Consider the following 24,129-nt stretch of genomic DNA (forward strand, 5'->3'; position numbering starts at 1 on the left):
CCCGCCCGCGTGCCTCAGCGCCCGCCCGCCTCCTCGTCCGCGAGCCGCTGCAGGAAGCGCTCCGACGCCGACGACATCTCGGCCGGGACGTCGAGCGCGGTGAGGTACTCGACGACGGACGCCATCTCGTGGCTGCGGCGGACGGCGTGCTTGCGGCTGCCGGTCTCGTAGCGCTCGATCTTCGCCTCGACGTCACCCGACAGCTGCGCGGCGATCTGCTCGCGCACCCACGGCTCGCAGCCGGCGGCGCGGCCGGCGGTGACGGCCTCGACGACGACCGCCGCGAGGCTCTTCATCAGGACGCTGCGCAGGAGCTTGCGCGAGGTCGCGACGCCGGCCGGGCCGTCGATCCGCTCGACCTCGGCGCCGAGCGCCGACAGCCAGGCCTCGACGTCGGCCGCCGCGGCGCCGCTGACGATGGTCTCGGTCCGCGCGCCCTTCGCGGGCACCGGGCCGAGGATCGCGACGTCGGCGAAGCGGGCGCCCGCGGCGTCGATCACCCGCTCGACCGCCTCCATCGTGGCGGGGGAGGCGGTGGTGAAGTCGGCGTAGACGGCGCCGGTGCGCAGGTGCGGGGCGGCGTCGGCCGCGATCCGCTCGCTCAGCGACGCCGCCGTCAGCACGACGACGAGGTCGGCGGAGGAGACGGCGCCCGCCAGGTCCGCGGTCCGCTCCACCCCCTCGGGCGTGGTCGGGGCGGCCGGGTCGTAGCCCGAGACCGTGTCGCCGTGGGCCGCGGCGGCCGCCGCGTAGAGGGCTCCGGCCTCGCCGAGTCCGATGAATCCGATGCGCATCGCGCGTCCTTCCTTCGCCGGACGCTCGTGCGCTCCGGCTGATCAGCGCTGGAGGGCGTTCGCCGCTCGGCGCAGTTCTGGCACCTGCGCCTCGAGGTGGGCGCGGGAGGTGGTCTCGAGGGGGCCCGAGGCCGAGATCGCGGCGATCACGTCACCGGAGGCGCCCGGCAGGGGCACGCTCACGGCGGCGACGCCGGTCTCGCGTTCGTTGATGGAGATGTGGAAGCCGTCGCGGCGGACCTGCTCGAGCTGCTCGCGCAGCTCCCGGGCCGTGATCCGCTCGCCGGCCGCGGTGTCGGTGTCGCCGAGCCCCTCGAGGATCCGGTCGCGCTCGTCCTCCGGCAGGGCGGCCAGGATGTTCTTCCCGGCGCCCACGTGCAGCGGGAGTCGCCGGCCGAGCGGGAGCTGGTAGCGCAGCGGGTCCTGCCCGTCGACGCGGACCGTGAGGATCCGGGAGTCGCCGATCCGCGCGTAGAGCGAGGCGGTCAGACCGGTGCTGCCGGCCAGCTGCTGCAGCACCGGTCGAGCCCGGGCGATCAGAGGGTCGGTGGCGAGGTAGCTGTGCCCCATCCCGAGCGCCGCCGGCCCCAGCCGGTAGAGCCCGTTCTCGGTGGCGACGAGGCCGCGGTGCTGGAGCGAGCCGAGGATCCGCAGCACGGTCGCGTTCTGCAGGCCGGAGCCGCGGCTGAGCTCCACCAGCCGCAGCGGGGCGTGGCTGCGCTCGAGGAGCTCGAGCAGGTCGAGCGCGCGGTCGACGCTGCGCACGGTCGAGGCGGACGCGTCCGCGGGAGTCTGGGCCATGGCCACCATTGTCCCGGGCGGCGCCGTCACGGGCGGCGCTGCTGTCCCCGGTCACGGCCCCGCCAGGATGCTCTTCCGGGTCGCGGTCTCGGTGGCGTGCTTGGCCTCCGCCCGCTCCAGCACGGCCTCGGCCTCGCCGGCCGGGACGACCGCGAGGCCGTCGGAGTCGCCGAGCACGAGGTCGCCGGGGGAGACCACGACCGAGCCGATCGCGACGGGCACGCCTATCCGGAACGGCCCGTTCTTGTAGGGGCCGGCCGGGCTGACCGCGCGGGCGAAGGCGGGGAAGCCCATCTCCTCCAGGTCGTCGACGTCGCGCAGGGCCCCGTCGATCACGATGCCGATGCAGCCGACCTTGCGCAGCCGCTCGCCGATCAGCTCGCCGACGAGCGCGCGGTCCTGCACGCCGTGGCCGTTGACGACGAGGACGTCGCCGGGGCTGAGCCGGCCGATCGCCTCGTGGATGCCGGCGTTGTCGCCGCCGGCGACCTCCACCGTGAAGGCGGGGCCGGCGAGGCGGGCGCCGCGCCAGACGGGTCGGATCGCGGCGTCGACGACGCCGAGGCGGTCCATCGAGTCGCCGACGTTGGCGACGGGGAGGGCGGCGAAGCGCTCGAGGAGGGATCTGTCGGTCATGTCGTTCTCGTTCCGTGTCGAGGGGGCGCCGCCTAGTCGGCGGGCTTCCAGCCGTGGGCGTAGGAGAGGAGGAGCGTCCAGATGCCGAGCACGCCGGCGACGCCGAACGTCCACGGGCTGAGCGCGGCGGAGGCGCCGGAGATCAGCCCGCCGTTCACGACGATCAGGCCGGCGATCTGCAGCAGGACGAGGATCGTGCCGAGCACGAGCATCGTGACGAGGAGGACCACGAAGACGGTGGTCATCACGGAGATGACGCGCTGACGGCCGGGGCCGTGCGGGGAGTCGCGGGGGGCGGTTTCTTCGGACATCAGTGTCTCCAGGACGAGGGCGGGACGGCGGCGGGACGGACGCGGGAGCGGAGGCGGGCGCGCATCAGTGCGGCACCGGCAGCCAGCCCGGCCCGATGAGGGCGGCGATGAGCAGGATCGGGAGGACGTAGAGCACGATCAGCGGGACGAACGTCTTCACCGGGTTCACCTGCGCGATGCCGGTCGCGATGTAGATCGCGGAGGCACCGGGCGGGGAGGCGCCCTCGGTCGAGGCGGCGACGAGGACGACGCACGCGGCGAGCACCGGATCGACGCCCGAGGCGACGAGGACGCTGAAGCCGATCCCGCCGATCGTGGCGATGGTCGCCGTCGAGCTCAGCGGCCCGGCGACCAGGACGACCATCACGGCGACGATCACCGACATCACGACGGGCGAGGCGTTCAGCCCGTTGAGCACGCTGGAGAGCTGCTCGGCCAGGCCGAGCTCGGTGAGCACGGCACCGCCGGCGAAGGCGAAGACCAGGGTGGCGCCGATGTCGCGGTAGCGGGGCGCCGTCTTCGCGACGAAGCCGTACCACTCCCGGCCCGACTTCGGCAGGCCGCGCCAGCCCAGCGCGGCGGCGAAGAGGCCGAGCAGCACGGGGATCCAGACGATGATGCTGACCGTGTCCATGACGTCCGCGCCGAGCACGCCGATCAGTGCCTCGCCGGTGGGGCCGAGAGTGACGACCACGGGGATGACGATGCCGAGGAAGACGAGCAGCGAGGTCCAGCCGCGGTGGAACGACTTCGCGAACGGCAGGATGTCGGCGGCGGCGACGCGGCCGATCTTGTACTTGCGGACGAAGTAGAAGACGACGATGAGGCGCCAGAGGATGCACCAGGCGGCGGCGGCGAACATCGCGAGCAGCAGCTGGTCGATCGAGATGTACGGCGCGACGGTGGCGGTGCCGATCAGGATGAAGAACGAGGCGCTCGGCGGGATGACGGTGCCGTTGCCCGCGTTCCCGGCGATCAGCGTCGCGGCCACGTGCGGCGGCCAGTTCGAGCGCTTCATCCACGGGATCGCGACCGAGCCCATGGTCGCCGCGTTGGCGGATCCGGAGTGCGCGACCGCGCCGAACAGCGCCGAGCCGACGGTGGCGACGTAGCCCGCCCCGCCACGGAGGCGGCCGAGCAGCGAGTTCAGCAGGTCGACCTGCCGGTCGATGACCCCGGTGGAGGCGAGCAGGAAGCCGATGAAGGTGAAGGCCAGCGCGGCGAACACGATCTCCTGGTCGAAGGCGGACTGCATGCCGACCAGGACCAGGCGGAGGAAGTCGCCGCCGCCGAAGGCGCAGACGACCAGGAAGCCGACCACCATGGCCTCGCCGATGCCGCGCTTGAGCGCGACGCTCCAGATCACGATGACCGCGATGTACGCGATGAGGGCCCAGACAGCCAACCCCATGGGGTGTTCCTTCCGCTCGTCGTTGAGGGATGCGGAGTTCACTAGGTGAACTCAAAGTTCGTTTTGACGAGTATGGAGGGCTGAGGCGGGAGGGGTCAAGTCGGAGGCGTGGCGCGATGGCGAGCAGTGGCCCTGGAGAAAGGCGCCCGGCGCCGCGCCGGAATCAGAGGATGGCGGCTCGCAGCGCGGCGGTGGCGGCGACCTCGCGCCCAGGATTCGCGAGAAGGCGCCGAAGAAGTCCGCTCGTCTCGGCGCCGCGGAGAAGCACGGTGTCCCAGTGAGTCGGCCGCACCCAGGGCGATGTAGTGAGGAATCATCAATATTCCCACGGTCTGTGGGACTATTCGTCGACGACCCCGCTGGCGTCGATGGCGGCGATGATGCGCTGCTCGTCGGGAAGCGCGAGACGCTCGGCGTCGGGTAGCGCGTCGTAGGTGTAGGTCGCGACGGCGATGGGCGATGCTGCCTGGCTGAGGGCGTAGCGGACGATGTGCTCGTCCTTGTCGCCGCAGATGAGGATGCCGATGGTCGGAGCGTGGCTCGGCCGTCGGAGTCGTTCGTCGACGAGGGCGATGGAGAACCCGAGCTGGCCGGTGAACGCGGGCTCGAAGTCGCCCTTCTTGAGTTCGACGACGACGTACCGGAGCTGCTCGGTGTGGAAGAAGAGCAGGTCGAGGGAGAAGTCCCGGCCGCTGACCTCGAAATGCACCTGGCGGCCGGCGAAGGTGAACCCGGTGCCGAGCTCCTGCAGCGTCTCTGCGATGCGGTCGAGGAGGGCGTTCTCCATGGTGCGCTCGGCAGCGTCCGCGCTGAGGTTCAGGAAGTCGAAGACGTAGGGGTCCTTGGCGATCTCCCGAGCGAGAGCCGAGTCGGCGGGCGCGAGCCGGTCGACGTAGTTCGACGGTGCCCGACCGGACCGCTCCAGGGTCTGGTTCTTCACGTGGGTGAGCAGCATCGACCGCGTCCACGAGTTCTCGGCCGCGGCGGCGGCGTACGCCGCGCGCACGTCAGGGGTGGAGAGCTTGTCGAGGAGCAGGCGGACGTGGCCCCAGGGCAGATGTCCCACAGCCTGTGGGACTTTCTCCCGATCGGGCCAGGCGGCGGCGAAGGCGCGCATGTAGAAGAGGTTGCTGCGAGACAGACCCGTCATCGCCGGGAACTCTCGGCGCAGGTCTTCCGCGAGCCGGTCGAGGACCCGGGTGCCCCACGGCTCCTTGGCCTGCTGGTCGAGGATCGCGCGGCCGAGCTCCCAGTACAGGCTGACGAGCTGCGCGTTCACGGTGCGCTGAGCGCGCAGCTGCGCATCCTGAACGCGCGACGCCAGCGAACGCAAGAACGGCTCGTAGCCGGTCGGCAGCTCGACGTCGCGTCCAGTCATCCCGCAATTGTCCCGGATCTGCGACCTGAGGCCGGCCGCCTCCCTGGTGGCGGGATCGCGTCGGAGTGGTGGCAGAAGGAAGGGCGGCGCTGCGCGTGAGCGCGGCGCCGCCCCGGGGGGATCAGGCGATGGCGGCGATCAGACGATCGCGGCGCGCAGCGCGGCGGCGGCCGCACCCACGTCGGGCGCCCCGTAGATCGCGCCGCCCGCGACGGCGACCACGGCGCCCGCGCGCTGCACGGACTCGATGGTGGCGGTGCTCACGCCGCCCGCGACCGAGAACGGGACGCCCGAGGCCTCGCCGTCGCGCAGGAGCGTCTCGAAGGTGAAGCCCTCCTCGGCCTGCTCGTCGAGACCGGCGTGCATCTCGACGAACTCGGCGCCGAGTGCGACGACCTCGCGGGCGCGGGCGGCCTTGTCGGGGACGCCGATGAGGTCGACGACCACGCCCTTGCCGTGCTTCTTGCCGGCGGCGATCGCGCCGGCGATGGTGCTGTCGCCGGCGACGCCGAGGACGGTCACCAGGTCGGCGCCGGCCTTGAAGGCCATGTCGGCCTCGAGCTCGCCGGCGTCCATCGTCTTGAGGTCGGCGAAGACCGTCTTGTCGGGGTGCGCCTCCTTGACGGCGGTGATGGCCGAGAGGCCGGCGCTCTTGATCAGCGGGGTGCCGAGCTCGAGGATGTCGACGTGCGGGGCGGCCGCGGCGGCGAGCTCGAGGGCGGCGTCGGTGCTGAGGGTGTCCATGGCGAACTGGAGCTTCACGGGGTGCTTCTTCCTGTCGAGGTGGGGATGGTGAGGAGGGTGGGGCCGGTCGTCATTCGAGGTTCGCGTGGCGCGGCCAGAGCTCGTCGGCGCTCGCGCCGCCGCGCTTCCAGAGGGCGTGGAACAGGGCGTCGCCGGTGAGCACGACGACCTGCTCGAAGAGCCCGCCGGAGTACTGCGCCGAGGCGGCGCCCGAGCGGTCGAGCTTGTCGGCGGCCGGCACGATCACGACGGCGGCGGCCAGCTCGGCCAGCGGGGACCCGGCGGCGGTGGTGATCGCGGCGACCCGCGCGCCGGCGTCGACGGCGGACTGCGCCGCGCGGACGATGCCGCCGGTGGTGCCGGAGCCGCTCGCGGTGAGCAGCACGTCGCCCTCGCGGATCGCGGGTGTGGTGACGTCGCCGACCACGTGCACGACGAGACCGAGGTGCATCAGGCGCATGGCGGTCATCCGCAGCGCGAGCCCGGAGCGGCCGGCGCCGTGCACGAAGACGCGCTCGGCGCCCGCGAGCAGCTCGGCGACCGGCTCGAGGCGGTCGGTCGTGAGCGCGGCGGTCGCTGTCGACACCTCGGCGACGATCGCGGCGAGGGCCTGGGCGGGGTCGGTGGTGACGTCGGTGGTGGCGGGCATGCGGCCAGCCTGCGCTCACGGGAGAGCGGCTCCCACCACCCGATGGGACGGGTCGGCCTACCCGATCGGGTGGGTCGCGCCTCGCGCGGGTAGGACGGGTAGGTTCGGAGCATGGAGCCCGCCGAGACCCCCGCCTCCCGCTCGCTGCTGCAGCAGCACGCCCGCACCGTCGCCGAGCAGGCCGACCGGCACGCGGTGGCGCTGGAGTCGGTGCTCGCCGCCCTGCGCGCCGAGCGCCTGGACGACCGGGCGGCCCGGACCGTCGCGATCGACATCGCCGCGAACGCGCTGGTCGAGCTGCGCACCGCCTCCGACGAGCAGCGAAGCGCGATGCTCGAGCCGGTCGTCGGCGCCTTCGCCCGGCTGCGGCGCGATCTGCGCCCGCTCGTGCGGTTCGGCGACCTCGACGTTCAGTTCGTCGAGCCGCCGGCCACCGGCCGCGCCCTGCCCGGCGAGGTCGCGCACGCGGCCCGTGCGATCGTCCGCAGCGCCGTGCTGGCGTTCGTGGAGTCGGAGCAGACGCGTCGCGTGCGGATCCAGTGGGACTGCGACGGACTGAACCTGCTCGTCGAGATCCGCGACGACGGCCGCGGCGAGCTGACCACCCGCGACGAGGCGCTGCGCCCGATCGCCGAGCGCGTCCGCGGTCTCGACGGCGAGCTCTCGATCGCGTCGACCGCGGGCTGGGGCTCGACCCTGTCGATCCGCCTGCCGCTGGACCCGCCGGCTCAGCCGGACGGACTGGACCTCGCCGAATTGAGCGCCCGCGAGCGCGAGGTGCTGAACCTGATCACGCTCGGCGCATCGAACCAGCGGATCGCGGACGACCTCGGCATCAGCGGCAACACCGCGAAGTTCCACGTGTCGAACCTGCTGCGCAAGGCCGGCGCGCGCAACCGGGCCGAGCTGGCCGCCCTCGCCCGGTGACGGTGGTCACGGGCGAGGGCGGCCGGCTCGACGAGGATCCGCGGACCGGCGCGCCTACTCGCTCTTCAGCAGTCCGAAGCGGAAGCGCCCGGAGCCGTCGAGCGTCTCGTCGATCCCCGAGATCTCCTTCGAGGCGATGACCGTCTCCGTGCCCTCGAGCAGCGGCACGGTGATCGCCTTCTCGGCGGCCAGGCGCTGCGCCTCCTCGATGGCAGCGGTGCGCTCGTCGCCGGCGGCGAGGCTGCGCTCGCGCAGGACGACCTCGTTGTACGCGTCGTCCTGGACGGCCGCGCCGAGGATCGAGGGCGCCTCGTCCGTCCCGTAGAGCAGGTTGAGGTAGTTGTCCGAGTCCGGGTAGTCGGCGAACCAGCCCTGCTGGTACAGCGGGTACGACGTCGCCTTCTCCTTCACGTACTGCGTCCACTCCGTCGACTGCAGGTCGACCGTGAACAGCCCGGTGCGCTCGAGCTGGTTCTTGATCAGCGCGTACTCGTCCGAGGTGCTGGAGCCGTAGTGGTCGGTGTTGTACTGCAGCTTGAGGTCGACGGGCCCGGTGATGCCGGCCGCCTGCAGCACGGACGCCGCCTCGTCGGGGCTGGGACCGCCGCTCCCGTCGCCGAAGGCCTGCTCGTAGGCGGGGGTCGAGCCGGTCAGCGCGCTCGGGACGATCGAGTAGACCGGCGCGTAGGTGCCGCGGTAGACCTGCTCGGACAGCTCGTCGCGGTCGATCAGATCGGCGACGGCGGTGCGGACGGCGAGCGCCTTGTCGGCGTCGGCCTCGGGGGTCGCGGCGCCGTAGGGCATGGTCTCGGGGTTGAAGACCAGGAAGCGCATCTCGGCACCGGGGCCGGAGTGCACCGTCAGGGAGTCCTCGCCGCGGAGGTCCTCGATGTCGGTCGCGTTGAGCGTGCGGTAGGCGACCGCGATCTCGCCGCGCTGGATGTCGAGCTTGAGGTTGCTCTCGTCGGCGTAGTAGCGGACGATCACGGACTCGTTGGCGGGGGCGCCGAGGAGGCCGTCGTAGGAGTCGTTGCGGGTGAGCTGCACGAGCGAGTTCAGCGAGTAGCTGGTGATCGAGTAGGGCCCGCTGAAGGCGTCGCCGGCGACGATGTCGTCGTCGGTGGTGACCGCGTCGGCGGAGAAGACGTCCTCGTCGACGATCGCTCCGGCCGGGCTGGTGAGGATCTGCGGCCAGAGCGCGTTGTCCGGCGTGGCCAGCGTGAACACGACGGTGGAGTCGTCCTCCGCCTCGACCGAGACCAGGTCCGAGAGCAGCGAGGAGGGCCCGTTCGGAGCGGCGATCGCCTGCTGGCGCTGGAAGGAGAAGACGACGTCGGAGGCGGTGATCGCGTTGCCGTTCGCGAAGGTCGCGTCCGGGCGCAGCACCACGCGGTAGTGGGTGGAGTCGGTGAACTCGGCGGAGGCCGCGAGGTCCGGCACGGGGTCCGTGGAGCCGGGGGCGGAGGTCAGCAGCCAGGAGAAGACCTGGTTCTGCAGCGTCGCCGAGCCGAGGTCCCAGGAGGCGGCCGGGTCCAGGGCGGTCACCTTGTCGGTGGTGCCGAGCAGGATCCCGGGGGCGGCCTGCGGGCTGCTCGTGCCGGGGGAGCAGGCGGTGAGGGCGAGGGCCACCGCCGCGCCGGCGACGACGAGGGGAGCCAGTGGTCGAGGTCTCATGGGAACTCCTTGCGGGTCGGCCGGGGAGGCGGGGGAGGGAGGAGCGCGTCGGGGCGCTGGCTCCATGGTGGCGAGGGAGCGTGCGTCCGGCGTCGAGTAGTCGTCGGGGACTGCGGGGCCGAGTTGCGACATCTGTCGGACCGCGCTCGCGTCCGGCGCCCGCTCGCGTCCGGCCGGGTTCGACGTCTGCTGAGTCGCGGGGCCCCCGGGCTCGCCAGCTGTCCATGGCCGCGGTCGGCGCCGGCCGCCAGAGTGGAGGTCTCCTCGTTCCGCGCGGGTCGGTCCGGGAGAGAGAGGTCACGGTGCGCGAGAACGTCGACACGGTCGTCATCGGAGGAGGCGCGATGGGCTCGGCCACCGCCTGGCAGCTGGCTCAGCGCGGCACGGACGTGGTCCTGCTCGAGCAGTTCGCCCCCGGGCACTCCCACGGGGCGTCGCACGGTCGCACCCGCAACTTCAATCAGGCCTACGCCTCCGACGACTACCTCGCGCTGCTCGACGAGGCGTCCGAGCTCTGGGAGCGCCTGAGCGCGGAGGAGGGCGTGACGCTGCTGGACCGGGTGGGCCTCGTGAACCACGGGGCCGTCGAGCCGCTCCGCGCGGTCCGCCGTGCGCACGAGGCCCACGGCGTCGCGAGCGACTTCCTCTCCGCCGCCGAGGCCCGCGACCGCTGGCCCGCGCTCCGCTTCGAGAGCGAGGTGCTGCACGTCCCCAGCAGCGGGCGCATCCGCGCGGCCGATGCGCTGACCGCGCTGCGCTCCGGCGCCGAGCGCCGCGGTGCGCGGTTCCGCTACGACTCGCCGGTGCGCGGGCTGGACGTCGTCGGCCCGGACTCCGTGGTCGTCACCACCGACGACACCGAGTACCACGCGCGCCGCGTCGTCGTCACGGCCGGCGCCTGGACGCGGCCCCTGCTCGCCGGCACCGTGCCGCTGCGCCCGCTCCGGGTCTCCGAGGAGCACCCCGCGCACTTCCGCCTGCGGACCCCCGATGCGGTCTGGCCGAGCTTCAACCACACGCCGGACCCGGACCGCTCCGACCACTCCTTCTTCCTCAGCCCCGTCTACGGCATGCTCACGCCCGGCGAGGGCCTCAAGGTCGGCTGGCACGGCGTGGGCGCGAGCGTCGACCCGGACCGCCGCACCCGGCGGCCGGTGCCCGAGCAGCTCGCCGCCCTGCGCCGCTACGTCGCGGAGTGGATCCCCGGCGCGGACGCCGAGGTCTGCGACGTCATCAGCTGCACCTACACGATGACCGAGAACGAGGACTTCGTCCTGGACCGCAGCGGACCGGTCGTCGTGGGAGCCGGCTTCTCCGGCCACGGCTTCAAGTTCACCCCGGCGATCGGCCGGGTGCTCGCGGATCTGACGGCGGGCATCGCGGCCCCGCGGCGGTTCGCGGCGGCCTGAGCCGAGCCGCGCCGCGCCGCGCCGCGCCGCGCCGCGCCGCGCCGAGCCGCACCGCCCGCGGGCGCGGCCCGGCGCCGCAGCGCGCGGAGTCGGCCGGCGGAGTTGGCCCGCCGCGCGCGGACTCAGCCCGCGGCCGCCAGCGCCTCGCGGGCGGCCCGCTGCAGCACCGGGTCCGGCACGGGGAGCGACGCGAGCAGCTTCCGCGTGTACGCCTCGCGGGGCGCGCGCAGCACCTCGCGGGTCGGGCCCTGCTCGACGATCGCGCCCTGCCGCAGCACGACGACCCGGCCGGCGATCCGATCGACGACGGCGAGGTCGTGGCTGACGAAGAGGCAGCCGAAGCCGAGGGCGCTCTGCAGCTCGGCGAACAGATCGAGCACGGTCGCCTGCACCGAGACGTCGAGCGCGCTGGTGGGCTCGTCGGCGATGAGCAGTCGCGGGCGGAGGGCGATCGCCCGGGCGAGCGAGGCGCGCTGCCGCTGACCGCCCGAGAGCTCGTGCGGGAAGCGATCGGCGAAGCCGCGGGGCAGGCGCACGGCGTCGAGCAGCTCGTGCACCTCGGCTCGCACGGCGGCGGTCGACTCGGCGCGCCCGTGGATGACGAACGGCTCGGCGATGCACTCGCCGATGGTCAGGAACGGGTTGAAGCTGGTCGCCGGGTCCTGGAAGACGAAGCCGAGGTCCGCGCGCGCCGCGGCGCCCAGACCCGCGCGGCGGCCGACGAGCTCCGCGCCGAGGACCGACAGCGATCCTCCGGTGGCGGGGACCAGCCCGGCGATGGCCCGGGCGAGCGTCGTCTTGCCCGAGCCGGACTCGCCGACCAGGCCCAGGACCTCGCCGGACGCGAGGGACAGCGACAGGTCCGCGATCGCGGTGAAGGAGGGGCGGCCCATCCGCCCGGGGTAGACGATCTCGAGGTGCTCCGCGGCGACGAGCGGCGCCTCGGCCGAGGGCTCCGGCACGGCCGCCGGCTCCCCGGCGTCGCCCGCCCCGATGCGCGGCACCGCGGCCAGGAGCGAGCGGGTGTACTCGTGCTGCGGATCCGCGAACAGCGACTGCACGTCGGCGCTCTCGACGATCCGGCCGCCGTTCATGACGATCACCCGGTCGGCGAGATCGGCCACCACGCCCATGTTGTGCGTGATCAGCAGCATCGAGCCGCCGAGGTCGTGCCGCAGCGTGCGCAGCAGCTGGAGGATCTCGGCCTGCACGGTCACGTCGAGCGCGGTCGTCGGCTCGTCGGCGACGATCAGCGGCGCGCCCTGGATCAGCGCCATCGCGATCACGATGCGCTGCTTCTGGCCGCCGGAGAACTGGTGCGGGTAGTCGTCGATCCGCTTCTCGGGGTCGGGGATGCCGACCGTCCGGAGCACGCGGACCGCCTCGGCCCGCGCCGCCCGCCGGCCGAGCGAGGTGTGCGCGCGGATCCCCTCGACGATCTGCCAGCCCACGGTGAAGACGGGGTTCAGGGCGGTCGACGGCTCCTGGAACACCATCGCGGCCGCCGCGCCTCGCAGCCGCCGCATCGTCCTCTCGGGGGCGCCGACGATCTCGACGTCGCCGTCGCCGTCCCGCAGCCGGATGCTGCCCGAGACGATCGCCGACTCCGGCAGCAGCCCGAGGACCGCCTTGCCGGTCACGGTCTTGCCCGAGCCCGACTCGCCCACGAGCGCGACGATCTCCCCGGGCGCGACGTCGAGATCGACGCCCTCGAGCGCCGCGACGGGGCCGTGATCGGTGTCGAAGACGACGCGGAGGTCGCGGATGCTCAGTACGGCGGTCATCGCCGGGCCTTTCTCTGGCTGCGGCGGCGGACGCGCAGGCGGGGGTCGGACAGGTCGTTGAGGCTCTCGCCGACGAGGGTGATCCCGAGCACGACGATCATGATCGCGACGCCGGGAGCGACGCAGGTCCACCAGACCCCGCTCGTGACGTCCTGCACCGAGCGGTTGAGGTCGTAGCCCCACTCGGCGGCCGAGGTCGGCTCGATGCCGAAGCCGAGGAAGCCGAGCCCGGCGAGGGTCATGATCGCCTCGGAGGCGTTCAGCGTGATGATGACGGGCAGCGTGCGGGTGGAGTTGCGGAGCACGTGCCGCAGCAGGATCCGCCGGTCGCGCGCGCCCATCACCCGGGCCGACTCCACGAACGACTCCGAGACCACCCGGAGCACCTCGGCCCGGACCACCCGGAAGTACTGTGGGACGAACACCACGGTGATGGACATCGCCGCGGCGACGACTCCGCCCCAGAGACTCGACTGGCCGCCGGAGATCACGATCGACAGGACGATCGCGAGCAGCAGGCTCGGGAACGCGTAGACGGCGTCGGCGAGCACCACGAGGATCTTGTCGAGCCAGCCGCCGACGTAGCCCGAGACGGCGCCGAGCAGCACGCCCGCCGCGACCGAGGTCAGCAGCGACAGGGCGATCACCTGGACCGCCGTCCGCGCGCCCCACAGGGTGCGGGAGAGGACGTCGTAGCCGCCGACCGTGGTGCCCAGCAGGTGCTGACCACCGGGCGGCTGCTGCGCGCCGAAGTTGCGGCCGCCTTCGGACAGCTGGTCGTAGCCGAACGGCGCCAGGAGTGACGCGCACGCGGCGACGATCACGAGGGCGGCGACCAGCGCGAGCCCGATCAGGAGCATCGCGCGCTGGGACCCGGCGCTGCTGCGCACCTGCGCGACGAGGGGGAGGCGGTCGCGCAGGAGGCGCGGCGGGGCGACGGCGGTGGTCATCTCAGAACCTCACTCGGGGATCGATCAGGGCGGCGAGGACGTCGACGACGAAGTTGGTGACGGCGACGATGATCGCGAGCACGGCGACGATGCCCTGCACGGCGACGAAGTCGCGGGCGGCGAGGTACTGGCCGAGCATGAAGCCCAGGCCGCGCCACTCGAAGGTCGTCTCGGTGAGGACCGCGCCGCCCAGGAGCATCGCGATCTGCATGCCGATGACGGTGATGATCGGGATCAGGGCGGGTCGGAAGGCGTGCCGGGAGACGAGCCGCCCCTCGGAGACGCCGCGGGAGCGGCCCGCCTCGACGTAGCCGGCCTGCAGGGTGCCGATCATGTTGGTGCGCACGAGGCGGAGGAACGTGCCGGCGGTGAGCAGGCCGAGCGTCAGCCCCGGCAGGACGGCGTGGGCGAGGACGTCCGTCACCGCGGAGGTGTCGCCGGTGCGCAGCGCGTCGACCAGGAAGAGCCCGGTCGGCTGCGGCATCGTCGAGAGCAGGAGCTCCGTCCCGGTGCTCGAGCGGCCCGCGGTGGGCACCAGGTCGAGGACGACGCCGAAGACCAGCTTGAGCAGCAGCCCGGCGAAGAAGACCGGGGTCGCGTAGCTGAGGATCGCGAGGACGCGCAGGACGATGTCGGGCATCCGGTCGCGCCGGCGGGCGGCGAGGGCGCCGAGCGGCACCCCGACGATCAGGGCCACCAGGAGCGCGTAGCCGGCCAGCTCGAAGGTCGCGGCGCCGTAGACGGCGAGGACCTCGGTGACCGGGCGGTTGTCGCTGAGGGTGGTGCCGAAGTCACCCCGCAGGACGCCGCCGAGGTACTCGACGTACTGGACGATCACGGGGCGGTCGTAGCCGGCCGCCGCCACCCGGGTGGCCAGCTCGGCGGCCGAGAGGCGACCGCCGAGGGCGGCCGTGATCGGGTCGCCGGTCAGGCGCATCAGGAAGAAGACCATCGTGACGAGGATGAGCACCGTCGGCACGATCAGCAGGAATCGGAGGAAGAGATAGCGCAGGAGGGGGTTCGAGGCGCTCTTCACGCCGCGACGCCCGGGGAGGACGAGGGGCAGGGAGACGGACACGGGGCTCCTTCCGGCAGCGCCGGTCGATCCGGCCCGTCTCACGCTAGGCAGTGCGTCCCGCGCCCCTCCCCGTCAGGATTCGCGTTCTCGGGGCGGCCGTTCCGACAGCTGTCTGAACGGCCGGACGGCGCCTCGCGCGCTCACCGGCGCGCGGGAAGAGGGGACTGCGGCTTGGTCACTCCGTAGGCGAAGGAGGTCTCGATCGACGCCAGTGCGGGGATCATCCGGATCCTCGTGCGTACCAGCGTCTCGTAGCCCTCGAGGTCCTCGACGGCGATCTTGAGCAGGAAATCGCTGTCGCCTGCCATCAGGTACGCCTCGGTCACGTGCGGGATCCCGCGGATGGCGGCCTCGACCTGCTCGACGATCTCGGGGCTGTGGCTCTCGAGGCGCAGCCGCACGAAGGCGGTGATCGCCAGGCCCACCGCGCGGGGGTCGACGACGGCGCGGTAGCCGATCAGCACGCCGTCCTCCTCGAGCCGGCGGACCCGGCGCAGGCACGGCGAGGGGGAGAGGCCCACCCTGTCGGCGAGGTCCTGGTTGCTGAGGCGCCCGTCCCGCTGGAGCTCCTCGAGAATGCGCACGTCGATGTCGTCCATGTCGCTGACTGTGGCAGATCCTGCTCCTGCAGGCCACTTCTGCGCTCGAATCCGCAATCGTGCGCCGGGGCCCGCGATCTAGCCTCGGAGGAGCCGGGATCCGCCGGCCCGCCGAGAGGACCGTCATGACCCCGCCCCCGCGCTCCGCGCTCGTCGGGAGCCTCGCGATGATCGCGACCGTGGCCACCTGGGCCGGCTTCGCCCTGAGCATCCGCGGCATCGGCGGATCGGGGCTGGGCACGGGCGACGTCGCCCTCCTGCGCTTCGGCGTGCCGCTGCTGGTGCTGGCGCCGGCGATCCCCGGCGCCCTGCGGGCGATCCGGCGCGAGTCGCCGCTCACGGTCGCCTGCCTCGCGCTCGGTGCGGGGCTGCCCTACTTCCTGACGGCGGCCGCGGGCGGGAGCCTGACGAGCGCCGCCCTCGTCGGCCTGGTGATCCCCGGCTCGGTGCCGGTCTTCGTCGCCGTGCTCGGACTGCTGCTGCTGAGCGAGCGCCCGAGTCGCACCCGGCTCGCGGGCCTCGGCGCGATCGTGGTCGGCGTCGTCGTCATCGTGCTGCTCACCTCGGAAGCCTCGGTCACCCTGGGGATCGCGATCCTGCTCGGCGCGGGCGTCCTCTGGGCCGTGTACACGCTCGGGCTGCGGCGGACGCGGCTGACGCCGGTCTCCGTGGTGGTCGCGGTCTGCCTGCCGTCGTTCCTGCTGAGCCTGCTCGCCGCCGTCACGGGCGCCCTGCCGACCACCCTGCTCTCCGGCTCGGCGGATCCGGGCGCCGTCGCCGTCTTCGGCCTCGTCCAGGGGATCGGGGTCGGCGTCGTCGCGGCGCTCGCCTACACGGTCGCCGTCCGCTCGCTCGGGGCGGGGCGCGCGGCGGCCTTCGGCTCGCTGAGCCCGGTGGTCACCGCTCTGCTCGCCCTGCCGCTGCTCGGCGAGGTGCCGCCGGTGAGCGAGCTGATCGGACTCGCCGTGATCGTGCTCGGCGTGATCGTCGCGAACGCGGCGCCGCGCGCCGTCCCCGCGGGCGCCGCCCTTCCTCCTCGCAGCCCGTCCCCGGTCCGCCCGTCCCCGTCCCGCACCCCGTCACGCACCCCGTCCCGCCCGTCCCCGACCAGGAGTCCCCGATGATCGTCACCGCGCACAGCCTCGCTCCGGACCCCGTCTGGGAGCTCACCCGCCGCTACGCCGCCGACCCGCGGCCCGATCGCCTCGATCTCACCCTCGGCGTCTACCGCGACGAGAGCCTGCGGGCCCCGGTGATGGACGCCGTGCACGCCGCCGAGCGCCGGCTGCTCGAGCGCCGCGAGTCGAAGCAGTACCGGGGTCCGAGCGGCCACCCCGAGTTCACCGCGCGGATGAGCGCCCTCCTGCTCGGCGACGAGCTCGCGCAGAGGGCGATCAGCGTGCAGACCGTCGCGGGCACCGGGGCGCTGCGGCTGCTGGCCGAGTTCCTCGCGCACTTCGAGCCGGGGCGCCGGGTGATCCTGGGCGCGCCCTCCTACGTGAACCACGCGCCCGTGCTCCGGGCCGCGGGCCTCGCCGTCCAGGCGGTGCCGTTCGTGGACGAGTCCGGGCTGCCCTGGCTCGAGCCCACGATCGAGGCACTCCGCTCGGCCCGCCCGGGCGACGCGGTGCTGCTGCAGGGCAACTGCCACAACCCGACCGGCGCCTCACTGACCACCGCGATGTGGGACCGGCTGACCGACGAGATCGTCCGCGCCGGCGTGATCCCCTTCGTCGACCAGGCCTACTACGGCCTCGGCGACGGTCTCGAGGAGGACCTCGCCGGGATGCGCCGCCTGCTCGCCCGCGTCCCCGAGGCCGTGGTCTCGGTCAGCTGCTCGAAGGCGTTCAGCCTCTACAGCGAGCGGGTCGGCTGCGCCCTCCTGCTCCTGGACCCGAGCGGGACACCGGGCGCGATGAGCACCCTCGAGGGCATCGCACGCGCCGCGTACTCCCAGCCCCCGCACCACGGAGCGGCGATCGTCGCCACGATCCTCGGCGACGAGGAGCTCGAGCGGTCGTGGCGGGACGAGCTCGAGCGGATGCGGCACCGGGTCGCCCGGCTCCGGGACGGCCTGGTCGCCGGCGCGCTCGCGGCGGGCGCGCCCTCGCGGTTCGCCGCTCTGCGCGAGCAGCGCGGTCTGTTCCTCTCCCTCCCGCTGTCGGCGGCGGCCATGCACCGGCTCCGGAGCGAGTTCGGCGCCTACGGCCTCCCCTCGGGGCGGATCAACCTCGCCGGCGTCCCGCGGACCGCGGTCGACCGGCTCGCCGCGGCCCTGGCCGAGGTCGCGACCGAGGACGACGTGCGGGCGGTGGCCTGATGGTCGGCGAGCCGGCGCGCTGGAGTCTCCTGGACCGCGAGGAGCGGGCCCGGCTGCTGGGCGAGCTGGTCGCGCTGCCGACCGTCTCGGCCGACCCCGCGCGCCTGCCCGACCTGCACCGCAGCGCCGCGCTGCTGGCCGGGATGCTGCGGGAGCGCGGCTTCGAGGTCCGGCTCGTCGAGGACGGCACCGGCCGCCCGTCCGTCGCGGCGACCCGGGGGCTGCGCCCGGGAGTCCCCTCCGCTCTGCTCTACGCGCACCACGACGTGCAGCCCGCGGGCGCCGGCTGGACGACGGATCCGTTCGTCCCGGTCCGCCGCGGCGACGTCCTCGCCGGCCGGGGCAGCGCCGACAACAAGGCGGGCGTGGTCGCGCACCTCGCGGCGATCGACGCGCTCGACGCCTTGGACTCCAACGCAGACGCCGACCGCGCGCTCGGTCTGATCGTGCTCCTCGACGGCGGCGAGGAGGTCGGCTCGCCCGGGGCTCCCGCGCTGCTCGCGGGCCTCGCGCTCGACGAGCCGCCCGCGCTCGTCCTCGTCAACGACGGCGTGAACGCGACCCGCGGCACCCCCTCCCTGACCACGTCGCTGCGGGGGCTTCTCGCGGTCGACGTCCAGGTCGCGGTGATGACCGAGCCCGCGCACAGCGGCATCAACGGCGGCGGGGTGCTCGACGCCCTGACCGCGCTCTGCCGGCTCGTCTCCTCCCTCCACGACGAGCGCGGCGAGGTGGCCGTGCCGGGGCTGCGCATCGCCGGCCCCGCGACCGCCCGGGTCGATCCCGCCGCGTTCCGGGTGCGCCTCGGGCTGCTCGACAGCGTGCACGTCGCGGACGACCTCGCGACCGCGCTCTGGGCGTCGCCCGCTCTCTCCGTGCTCGGGATCGACGCGCCCGCCGTCGCGGAGTCGGCCAACGTGCTCCTCCCGTGGGTGCGCGCGCGCCTGTCGCTGCGGGTGCCGCCGGGGCTGCCGACCGCCGACGCGGCGGACGCGCTCCGGGCGCACCTGCTCGCGCAGCGGCCGTTCGGCGCGCAGGTCCGCGTCGACGAGGTCAGCCGGAGCGAGCCGTGGAGCGACGCCCGGATCTCGGCCGTCGTGGTCGACGCCCTCCGCGAGGCGTGGGGGCGGGCGCCCGACCTGCTCGGCGGCGGCGGCGGGATCCCCGTCGTCAGCGCGCTCGCCGCGGCGTTCCCGGCGTCCGTCGTCTGCATCACCGCGATCGCCGACGCCGACTCGCGCGTGCACGGACCGGACGAGAACGTCGACCTGCGGGAGCTCGACCGGGCCGTCGCGGCCGAGACGGCGATCCTCACCGCCCTCGCTCTGCCGCGGAGCTGACGACGACGAGCGGCCGCCCCCGCCGCGGAGCGGGAGGGCGGCCGGCCGGTGCGGAGGGGATCCTGGCGCGGAGAGGACGTCAGCGCGGTCCGCGTGTCAGCGCATCGCCTTCAGCACGCGGTCGCCGGCCATCGCCGCGATCATCGACGCCTCGTCCGGGTAGAGCGCGGGGTCGACGCGATCGAGGCGGAACGGGTCGGGATCGGCGAACGGCTCCGTCCCGGTGATCATCTCGGCGGCGAGGCGGCCCATGCCGGGCCCGTGCGTGACTCCGGACTCGTTGTCGCCCGCGAGCACCCAGAGGCCGTCGCACTCGGGCACGGGCCCGACGTACAGTCCGCCGTCGACGGAGTAGACCGGCATGCCCTGGATGATCTCGGCGGTGCCGAGCCCCGCGAGCGCGGGGAACACCTCGGCGACGGCCGCCTGGTACTCGCGCTGCGCCTCGATCAGCTGCGGCGAGACGGGGCGGTCGAAGGCGCGCTCCAGGCCCTCCTCGCGCTCGAGCACCGAGACGCGGCGGTAGGCGAACCCGCCGCCCCAGGAGAAGGCGCCGCGCAGCTCGCGCAGCCAGAGGCCCAGGTCGAGGCTCTGCACGGTCGGCATCAACGGTGAGAGGCCGGCCTGCTCGGAGACGAAGCGGGTCGCGACGGTGGGGATGAGCGGCAGCGCCCGGCCGACGGTGCCCAGGAGCGAGGGGGTCCAGGCTCCCGCGGCGAGCACGACGGTCGCGGCGTCGACGACGCCCGCCGTCGTCTCGACGCCGGTCACCCGGTCGCCGTCGCGCCGGATCCCGGTCGCCTCGGTCCCCCAGGAGAAGCGGACGCCCAGCGCCTCGGCCCGGCGGAGGACCTCCTGCAGCGCGAGGCCGGTGGTGACCTGGATCGCGTCGGGCAGCAGCACGCCGCCGACGACGCTCGCCGGGTCGACCGCGCCGAAGGTCATCGCCGCGACCTCGTCCGCGCTCAGCGCGCGGGTGCCCGGGGACGCCAGCGGGTGGCGGACGATGCCCTCGACGAGGGTGGTCAGGGTGCGCTCGGTGCGGGCGATCGCGATGTTGCCGTTGGCCGAGTACTCGATCTCGACGCCGTCGTCGTGCAGGCCCCGGTAGAAGGAGAGGCCGTACTCCTCGAGCGGGATCGCGTGCGTGCCGATGCGGCGGTTGCTGTCGGCGCCGTAGCGGGCGACGAAGCCGGCACCGGCCGGTGTGGTGCCGCTGAGCGGCGAGCCGGCGTCGATCACGGTGACGTCGCGGGCGCCGAGCTCGATCAGGTGCAGGGCGGCGGAGGCGCCGATGATGCCCGCGCCGACGACGCAGACGGGTCCAGGATTCGAAGGCATGCCCGATGGTAGGCAGAGGGCGCGCCGCGGGGTCACGTGCTGCTGTCGAAGGGTCGGCGGATCCGGCTCGACGGCTGTCGGAGCGCCGGTGTCGCCTGCCTCCCGCGGCCAGTCAGCCCTCGGCCCGTCAGCCCCCTCGGCGAGTCAGGCCTCGTCGATCCGGACGTACGGCGCCATCCGGAACCAGAGCTGCAGCATCAGCCGGGTGTCGCCGTCGGCGAGGTCGAGCCCGGTCGTCTCGGCGAAGCGGCTGAGGCGGTAGTAGACGGTGGTGCGGTGCAGATGCAGGTCCGCGCCGGTCTGCACGACGTTGCCCGCGTTCGCCAGGAAGGTGCGCACGGCGAGGATGTTGTCCTCGGACTGGTCCTGCATCGCGCGCCCGAGCTCGGGCGGCACCAGGTGCGCGGGCAGCCCGGCCGGCAGCAGCGCCGCGAGCATGCCGTCCAGGCCCGATCGGTCCCAGCGGGTCCCGCCGACACCGGTCACCCCGGCGACGCGGGCCGCGCACTCGGCCTGCTCGTGCGAGAGCAGCACGTCGCCCAGCTCCGAGACGAGCGCGCCGACGCCGAGCGTGGCTGCGATGCCGGCGCTCTCGAGCCCGCGCCGCAGCGCGTCGACGAGCGCGTCGATCCGGTCGTCGGCGGGGGCGACCGAGTAGCCGACCAGGACGACGACCCCCTGATCGGTGCGGGCGACGGCGACCCCGGAGCTGTGCGGGGCGACGGCTCGCGCGATCACCCGGACCGGGGCGCCGATCGGGCGGTCGCCCTCGCCCGTCCCGAGCACGAGGCCGAGCACCTGATAGGCGACGCAGCCGCGGAAGAGGCCGCCCGCGGCGATCTCCTCGGCCGCGTCGATCCGGTCGTCGGAGCGATCGGAGAGCAGGGCGAGCACCTGCGCCTCGACCTGCTGGAGGCCGTCGTCGAAGGTCATCGCGCGGCGGACGAGCACGGTGCGCATGTCGTCGACGGCCCGGTCGACCGCGGCGAAGTCGGCCTCGGTGAGCGTCTCGTCGTCGATGATCCAGATCACCGCGGCGAGCTCGCGGTCCACGCGCACAGGGGCGACGTAGCGGCGCCGAAGCCCCAGCTCCGGCGCCGCATCGGTGAAGAACGCGGTGGTCGCGCGGAGCACGCCGGCCCGCCGCGCCCACTCGGCGCGCTCCGGCGAGACGGAGCGGCCGACCAGGGACTCGACCCGGCCCTGGTCCTCGTCGCCGAAGTGCGCGCTGTGCGCGAGGAGCTGGAGCTCCGCGTCGTCGACGGCGACCGAGCGTCCCAGCACGCCGGCGAGGCGCTCGACGATGTTCTGGAGCGGCTCGGGCGAGAATCCTTGGCCCTCGGGCGGCATGGGCTGCTCCTCCTCGACGCGTGCCTCGGGAGCACCGTCGGTTCAAAGTAGTCCAGGCGGGCCCGCGGGTCGGCGACGGGCCCGGCCGGTCAGCCGATCAGCCGATCAGCTCGGCCACCGTGTAGCCGAAGACGGCGCCGTCGGCGTCCTCCGCCTCGACGCCCGCGTAGACGAAGCCGAACGGGTTGTCGCCGCCGACGATCGCGTTGTAGACGCCGTGGACCTCGAAGCGGCCCGTCGCCGGGTCGACCGCGACGTACCGGCCGGCGTCGCGGCGGAGGTCGACGCGTCCTTCGCTGACCTCGGAGAAGTTGAGGAAGACCTTCGTCGGCAGCGGTCCGCGGGAGATCGTGACGACGCCGGTCAGGACCGGGAAGTCGACCCGGTCGCCGGCGCGCGTGCCGTGGTACTGGACCGGCGTGAAGGCGATGGTGCCGGTGATCGGGCCCTTGTCCGCCTCGGGGGCGGTCGAGGCGGCGGCGGCCGGCGTGGCGATCGCGACGGCGATCACGGGGACCGACCAGGCGGCGCCGGAGAGGACGTTGCGGCGGGGCAGGGTGGGCGAGGTGGGCAGGGTGGAGCGCAGGCGGGTGTCGTTCATCAGGGTGTCCTTGGGGGTGAGGAGCGCGGGCCCGGGCGCTCCGGAAGGAGGCGGGCCGGCGGCGGGCGTGAGAGCGGCGGGGCAGCGCCGCACGCGAGGTGCGCCGCTCGGGATGCCCGTGCCGCTCAGGTCTTCGTCACGACGGCAGTTTCGGGTTGCCTGTCGCGACAACCGACCCTCTCACATCGTGCATGCGTATGCATAGACCTTCTCCGGCAACTGTCGGGTTTCGACGTGCCGACGGCTCGGGCCCCCTGCATGCTGATCGAGCAGCCCACGGAGCGAGCCTCCCGGCTGATGGGTAGCCCGCGCAGCGGGCCTCCACGCCGATCGGCGTGCCCGCGGGGACGGGCCCATGCTGATCGAGTAGCGCGCGCAGCGGGCGTATCGAGATCCACCACCGCCCGAAGGCGAGTCCGCAGTCCCGCCCTGCCGGCGACGTCGGGTCTCGATACGCCCCTGCGGGGCTACTCGACCAGCATGTACGCCCCTGCGGGGCTACTCGACCAGCATGTACGGCGAGTGGACCCGGAACGGGGTCCTGCTGGAGCGCAGGGCCCAGTAGGCGTCCACTCGCGTAGGTCGGCGCTCGTGAGTGGACGCGGGCGGGGGCCTGCTCGCGGCGCGAGCCCCATCGCGGGTCCGCTGGCGAAAGCATGCCGATCGAGGTGCCCGCGCAGCGGGCCCCCATGCTGATCGAGCAGCCCGCGGAGTGGGCGTCTCGAGATCCATCGACGTCAGAACGCGAGTCTGCAGACCCGCCCTGCTGGCGATGTTCGGTCTCGATACGCCCCTTCGGGGCTACTCGACCAGCATGTTCGGGCGGGCGCAGGTCTCGATCCGGGGATCAGTGCGACGCCGGCACTTCCGCCCGCCCGCCCACGCCTGCTACGGTGCCTGAACCGGTTAAGTAAACCGGTTCAGACCACTCGACGACGAGCAGGAGGCGCGGCCATGGCGGCACGACCGACGATCCTCGACGTCGCCCGCGTGGCCGGCGTCAGCAAGGCGCTCGTCTCCTTCGCGCTCAACGACCGGCCGGGCGTCTCGCCGGAGTCGCGCGAGCGGATCCTCCGCGTCGCCGCCGAGCTCGGCTACCGCCCCAGCCTCACCGCCCGCTCGCTCTCGACGAGCGTCTCGTTCGCGGTCGGGCTCGTCGTGGCCCGCGACCCCGAGGTCATCGCGGCCGACCCGTTCTTCCCCGCCTTCATCTCCGGGGTCGAGCGGGTGCTCGCCGAGCACGGCCGGGTGCTGGTGCTCAGTGTCGTCGACCCGGGCGCCTCGGAGGAGGCGGTCTACCGCACGCTCGCGGCCGATCGCCGCGTCGACGGCGTCTTCCTCAGCGACCTCCGCGAGGCCGACGCCCGCCCGGCGCTGCTCGCCGAGCTCGGGCTGCCCGCGGTCACTCTCGGTCGCCTCGACGGCTCGACCTCGCCCGCGGTCGTGATGGACGACACCGCCGGCATCACCGGCGCCGTGCAGCACCTCGCCGCGCTCGGCCACCGCCGGATCGCTCACGTCGCCGGCTCCGGGCACCTGCTGCACTCCCTCCGCCGCCGCGAGGCGTTCGAGCGCGCCTGCGCCGACGCCGGCCTCGAGCCCGGCCCTGTCGTCGCCACCGACTTCAGCGCCGGCCAGGGCGCGAGCGCCACCGAGACCCTGCTCGACTCCGCCGTGCCGCCCACCGCGATCGTCTTCGCCAACGACCCGATGGCCATCGCCGGCCTCGGCGTCGCGCACACCCGCGGGCTGCGCCTGCCGGACGACCTCTCGATCACCGGCTTCGACGACTCCGAGATCGCCGCGCACGTCTACCCGTCGCTCACCTCGGCCCGCACGCGCCCCGCGCGCTGGGGCGAGGCGGCCGCGCGGACCCTCCTCGACCTGATCGAGAACGGCACCGCCCCCGACGTCGACCTCGAGCCCGCAGGACTCGTGGTCCGCCGTTCGACCGCCGCGCCGCGGTCCCGAATCCTGACTCCACTGACCCCGACCCCCTGAACCCGATCCACTGACGCGCCTGCGCACCGCC

General features: G+C 73.8%; 22 protein-coding genes. 6 read left to right on the forward strand and 16 right to left on the reverse strand.

Features of this window, described 5'->3' with window-relative positions; genetic code table 11:
• Nucleotides 1–14: 14 nt before the first annotated feature.
• The 8 genes from HRK28_RS15810 to hxlB all read right to left on the reverse strand — a co-directional run bounded on the left by HRK28_RS15810 (nt 15) and on the right by hxlB (nt 6,724).
• Complete coding sequence (locus HRK28_RS15810; protein WP_173252296.1) at nt 15–794, reverse strand: NAD(P)-dependent oxidoreductase; 780 nt, start codon at nt 792–794, stop codon at nt 15–17.
• A 42-nt stretch (nt 795–836) separates the two neighbouring features.
• Complete coding sequence (locus HRK28_RS15815; RefSeq protein ID WP_173252297.1) at nt 837–1,595, reverse strand: IclR family transcriptional regulator; 759 nt, start codon at nt 1,593–1,595, stop codon at nt 837–839.
• Nucleotides 1,596–1,646: 51 nt separating this feature from the next.
• Nucleotides 1,647–2,231 (reverse strand): methyltransferase, encoded by a 585-nt coding sequence (locus HRK28_RS15820; RefSeq protein WP_173252298.1) that lies wholly within the window; start codon nt 2,229–2,231, stop codon nt 1,647–1,649.
• A 32-nt stretch (nt 2,232–2,263) separates the two neighbouring features.
• Complete coding sequence (locus tag HRK28_RS15825) at nt 2,264–2,542, reverse strand: hypothetical protein (RefSeq protein WP_173252299.1); 279 nt, start codon at nt 2,540–2,542, stop codon at nt 2,264–2,266.
• 64 nt (nt 2,543–2,606) lie between these two features.
• On the reverse strand, nt 2,607–3,953 hold the full coding sequence (locus HRK28_RS15830) for a TRAP transporter large permease subunit (protein ID WP_173252300.1): 1,347 nt from the start codon (nt 3,951–3,953) through the stop codon (nt 2,607–2,609).
• A 340-nt stretch (nt 3,954–4,293) separates the two neighbouring features.
• Nucleotides 4,294–5,331: a YhcG family protein gene (locus HRK28_RS15835; protein ID WP_173252301.1), complete on the reverse strand. Its 1,038-nt coding sequence runs from the start codon at nt 5,329–5,331 to the stop codon at nt 4,294–4,296.
• 138 nt (nt 5,332–5,469) lie between these two features.
• On the reverse strand, nt 5,470–6,093 hold the full coding sequence (gene hxlA / locus HRK28_RS15840) for a 3-hexulose-6-phosphate synthase (RefSeq protein ID WP_160086493.1): 624 nt from the start codon (nt 6,091–6,093) through the stop codon (nt 5,470–5,472).
• A 52-nt stretch (nt 6,094–6,145) separates the two neighbouring features.
• Nucleotides 6,146–6,724, reverse strand: coding sequence for a 6-phospho-3-hexuloisomerase (gene hxlB / locus HRK28_RS15845; protein ID WP_173252302.1), 579 nt, complete (start codon nt 6,722–6,724; stop codon nt 6,146–6,148).
• 111 nt (nt 6,725–6,835) lie between these two features.
• Here hxlB and HRK28_RS15850 point away from each other — a divergent pair, with 111 nt between their 5' ends.
• Nucleotides 6,836–7,651 carry a response regulator transcription factor family protein gene (locus HRK28_RS15850; RefSeq protein ID WP_173252303.1) on the forward strand — a complete coding sequence of 272 codons (816 nt, stop codon included), beginning with the start codon at nt 6,836–6,838 and terminating at the stop codon, nt 7,649–7,651.
• Nucleotides 7,652–7,705: 54 nt separating this feature from the next.
• On the opposite strand, the gene HRK28_RS15855 is transcribed toward HRK28_RS15850, so the two are convergent.
• A complete protein-coding gene (locus HRK28_RS15855) occupies nt 7,706–9,325 on the reverse strand; it encodes an ABC transporter substrate-binding protein (RefSeq protein WP_173252304.1) in 1,620 nt (539 codons plus the stop codon).
• Nucleotides 9,326–9,627: 302 nt separating this feature from the next.
• Between HRK28_RS15855 and HRK28_RS15860 the strand changes: the two genes are divergently transcribed.
• On the forward strand, nt 9,628–10,734 hold the full coding sequence (locus HRK28_RS15860; protein ID WP_367948446.1) for an FAD-dependent oxidoreductase: 1,107 nt from the start codon (nt 9,628–9,630) through the stop codon (nt 10,732–10,734).
• Between the two features lie 122 nt (nt 10,735–10,856).
• On the opposite strand, the gene HRK28_RS15865 is transcribed toward HRK28_RS15860, so the two are convergent.
• The 4 genes from HRK28_RS15865 to HRK28_RS15880 form a co-directional block, all read right to left on the reverse strand.
• The gene (locus tag HRK28_RS15865; protein ID WP_173252306.1) at nt 10,857–12,518 is read right to left on the reverse strand and encodes an ABC transporter ATP-binding protein; all 1,662 of its coding nucleotides are present in this window, start codon (nt 12,516–12,518) and stop codon (nt 10,857–10,859) included.
• Nucleotides 12,515–13,468 (reverse strand): ABC transporter permease, encoded by a 954-nt coding sequence (locus HRK28_RS15870; RefSeq protein ID WP_173252307.1) that lies wholly within the window; start codon nt 13,466–13,468, stop codon nt 12,515–12,517. Before HRK28_RS15870 ends, HRK28_RS15865 begins: the two co-directional genes overlap by 4 nt.
• 1 nt (nt 13,469) lies before the next feature.
• Nucleotides 13,470–14,534 (reverse strand): ABC transporter permease, encoded by a 1,065-nt coding sequence (locus tag HRK28_RS15875; protein ID WP_254304975.1) that lies wholly within the window; start codon nt 14,532–14,534, stop codon nt 13,470–13,472.
• Nucleotides 14,535–14,686: 152 nt separating this feature from the next.
• Nucleotides 14,687–15,145: an Lrp/AsnC family transcriptional regulator gene (locus HRK28_RS15880; RefSeq protein ID WP_173252308.1), complete on the reverse strand. Its 459-nt coding sequence runs from the start codon at nt 15,143–15,145 to the stop codon at nt 14,687–14,689.
• Between the two features lie 125 nt (nt 15,146–15,270).
• On the opposite strand from HRK28_RS15880, the gene HRK28_RS15885 reads away from it, so the two are divergent.
• Genes HRK28_RS15885 through HRK28_RS15895 form a run of 3 tightly spaced genes read left to right on the forward strand, consistent with a single transcriptional unit; the run spans nt 15,271 to nt 18,805 of the window.
• Entirely contained in the window at nt 15,271–16,269 is a 999-nt protein-coding gene (locus HRK28_RS15885) for a DMT family transporter (protein WP_173252309.1), read from the forward strand.
• Nucleotides 16,266–17,465 carry an aromatic amino acid transaminase gene (locus HRK28_RS15890; RefSeq protein WP_173252310.1) on the forward strand — a complete coding sequence of 400 codons (1,200 nt, stop codon included), beginning with the start codon at nt 16,266–16,268 and terminating at the stop codon, nt 17,463–17,465. The genes HRK28_RS15885 and HRK28_RS15890 overlap by 4 nt, the downstream gene beginning before the upstream one ends.
• Entirely contained in the window at nt 17,465–18,805 is a 1,341-nt protein-coding gene (locus HRK28_RS15895; protein WP_173252311.1) for a M20/M25/M40 family metallo-hydrolase, read from the forward strand. The genes HRK28_RS15890 and HRK28_RS15895 overlap by 1 nt, the downstream gene beginning before the upstream one ends.
• A 96-nt stretch (nt 18,806–18,901) precedes the next feature.
• Here HRK28_RS15895 and HRK28_RS15900 read toward each other — a convergent pair whose 3' ends face one another.
• The 3 genes from HRK28_RS15900 to HRK28_RS15910 form a co-directional block, all read right to left on the reverse strand.
• On the reverse strand, nt 18,902–20,146 hold the full coding sequence (locus HRK28_RS15900; protein ID WP_173252312.1) for an FAD-binding oxidoreductase: 1,245 nt from the start codon (nt 20,144–20,146) through the stop codon (nt 18,902–18,904).
• Between the two features lie 144 nt (nt 20,147–20,290).
• The gene (locus HRK28_RS15905) at nt 20,291–21,496 is read right to left on the reverse strand and encodes a CdaR family transcriptional regulator (RefSeq protein ID WP_173252313.1); all 1,206 of its coding nucleotides are present in this window, start codon (nt 21,494–21,496) and stop codon (nt 20,291–20,293) included.
• Between the two features lie 97 nt (nt 21,497–21,593).
• Nucleotides 21,594–22,097: a hypothetical protein gene (locus tag HRK28_RS15910; protein WP_173252314.1), complete on the reverse strand. Its 504-nt coding sequence runs from the start codon at nt 22,095–22,097 to the stop codon at nt 21,594–21,596.
• 954 nt (nt 22,098–23,051) lie between these two features.
• Between HRK28_RS15910 and HRK28_RS15915 the strand changes: the two genes are divergently transcribed.
• Nucleotides 23,052–24,098 carry a LacI family DNA-binding transcriptional regulator gene (locus HRK28_RS15915; RefSeq protein ID WP_173252315.1) on the forward strand — a complete coding sequence of 349 codons (1,047 nt, stop codon included), beginning with the start codon at nt 23,052–23,054 and terminating at the stop codon, nt 24,096–24,098.
• The last annotated feature ends 31 nt before the right edge of the window (nt 24,099–24,129 follow it).

The organism is Rathayibacter sp. VKM Ac-2835 (assembly GCF_013266705.1).
Classification (GTDB): domain Bacteria; phylum Actinomycetota; class Actinomycetes; order Actinomycetales; family Microbacteriaceae; genus Rathayibacter.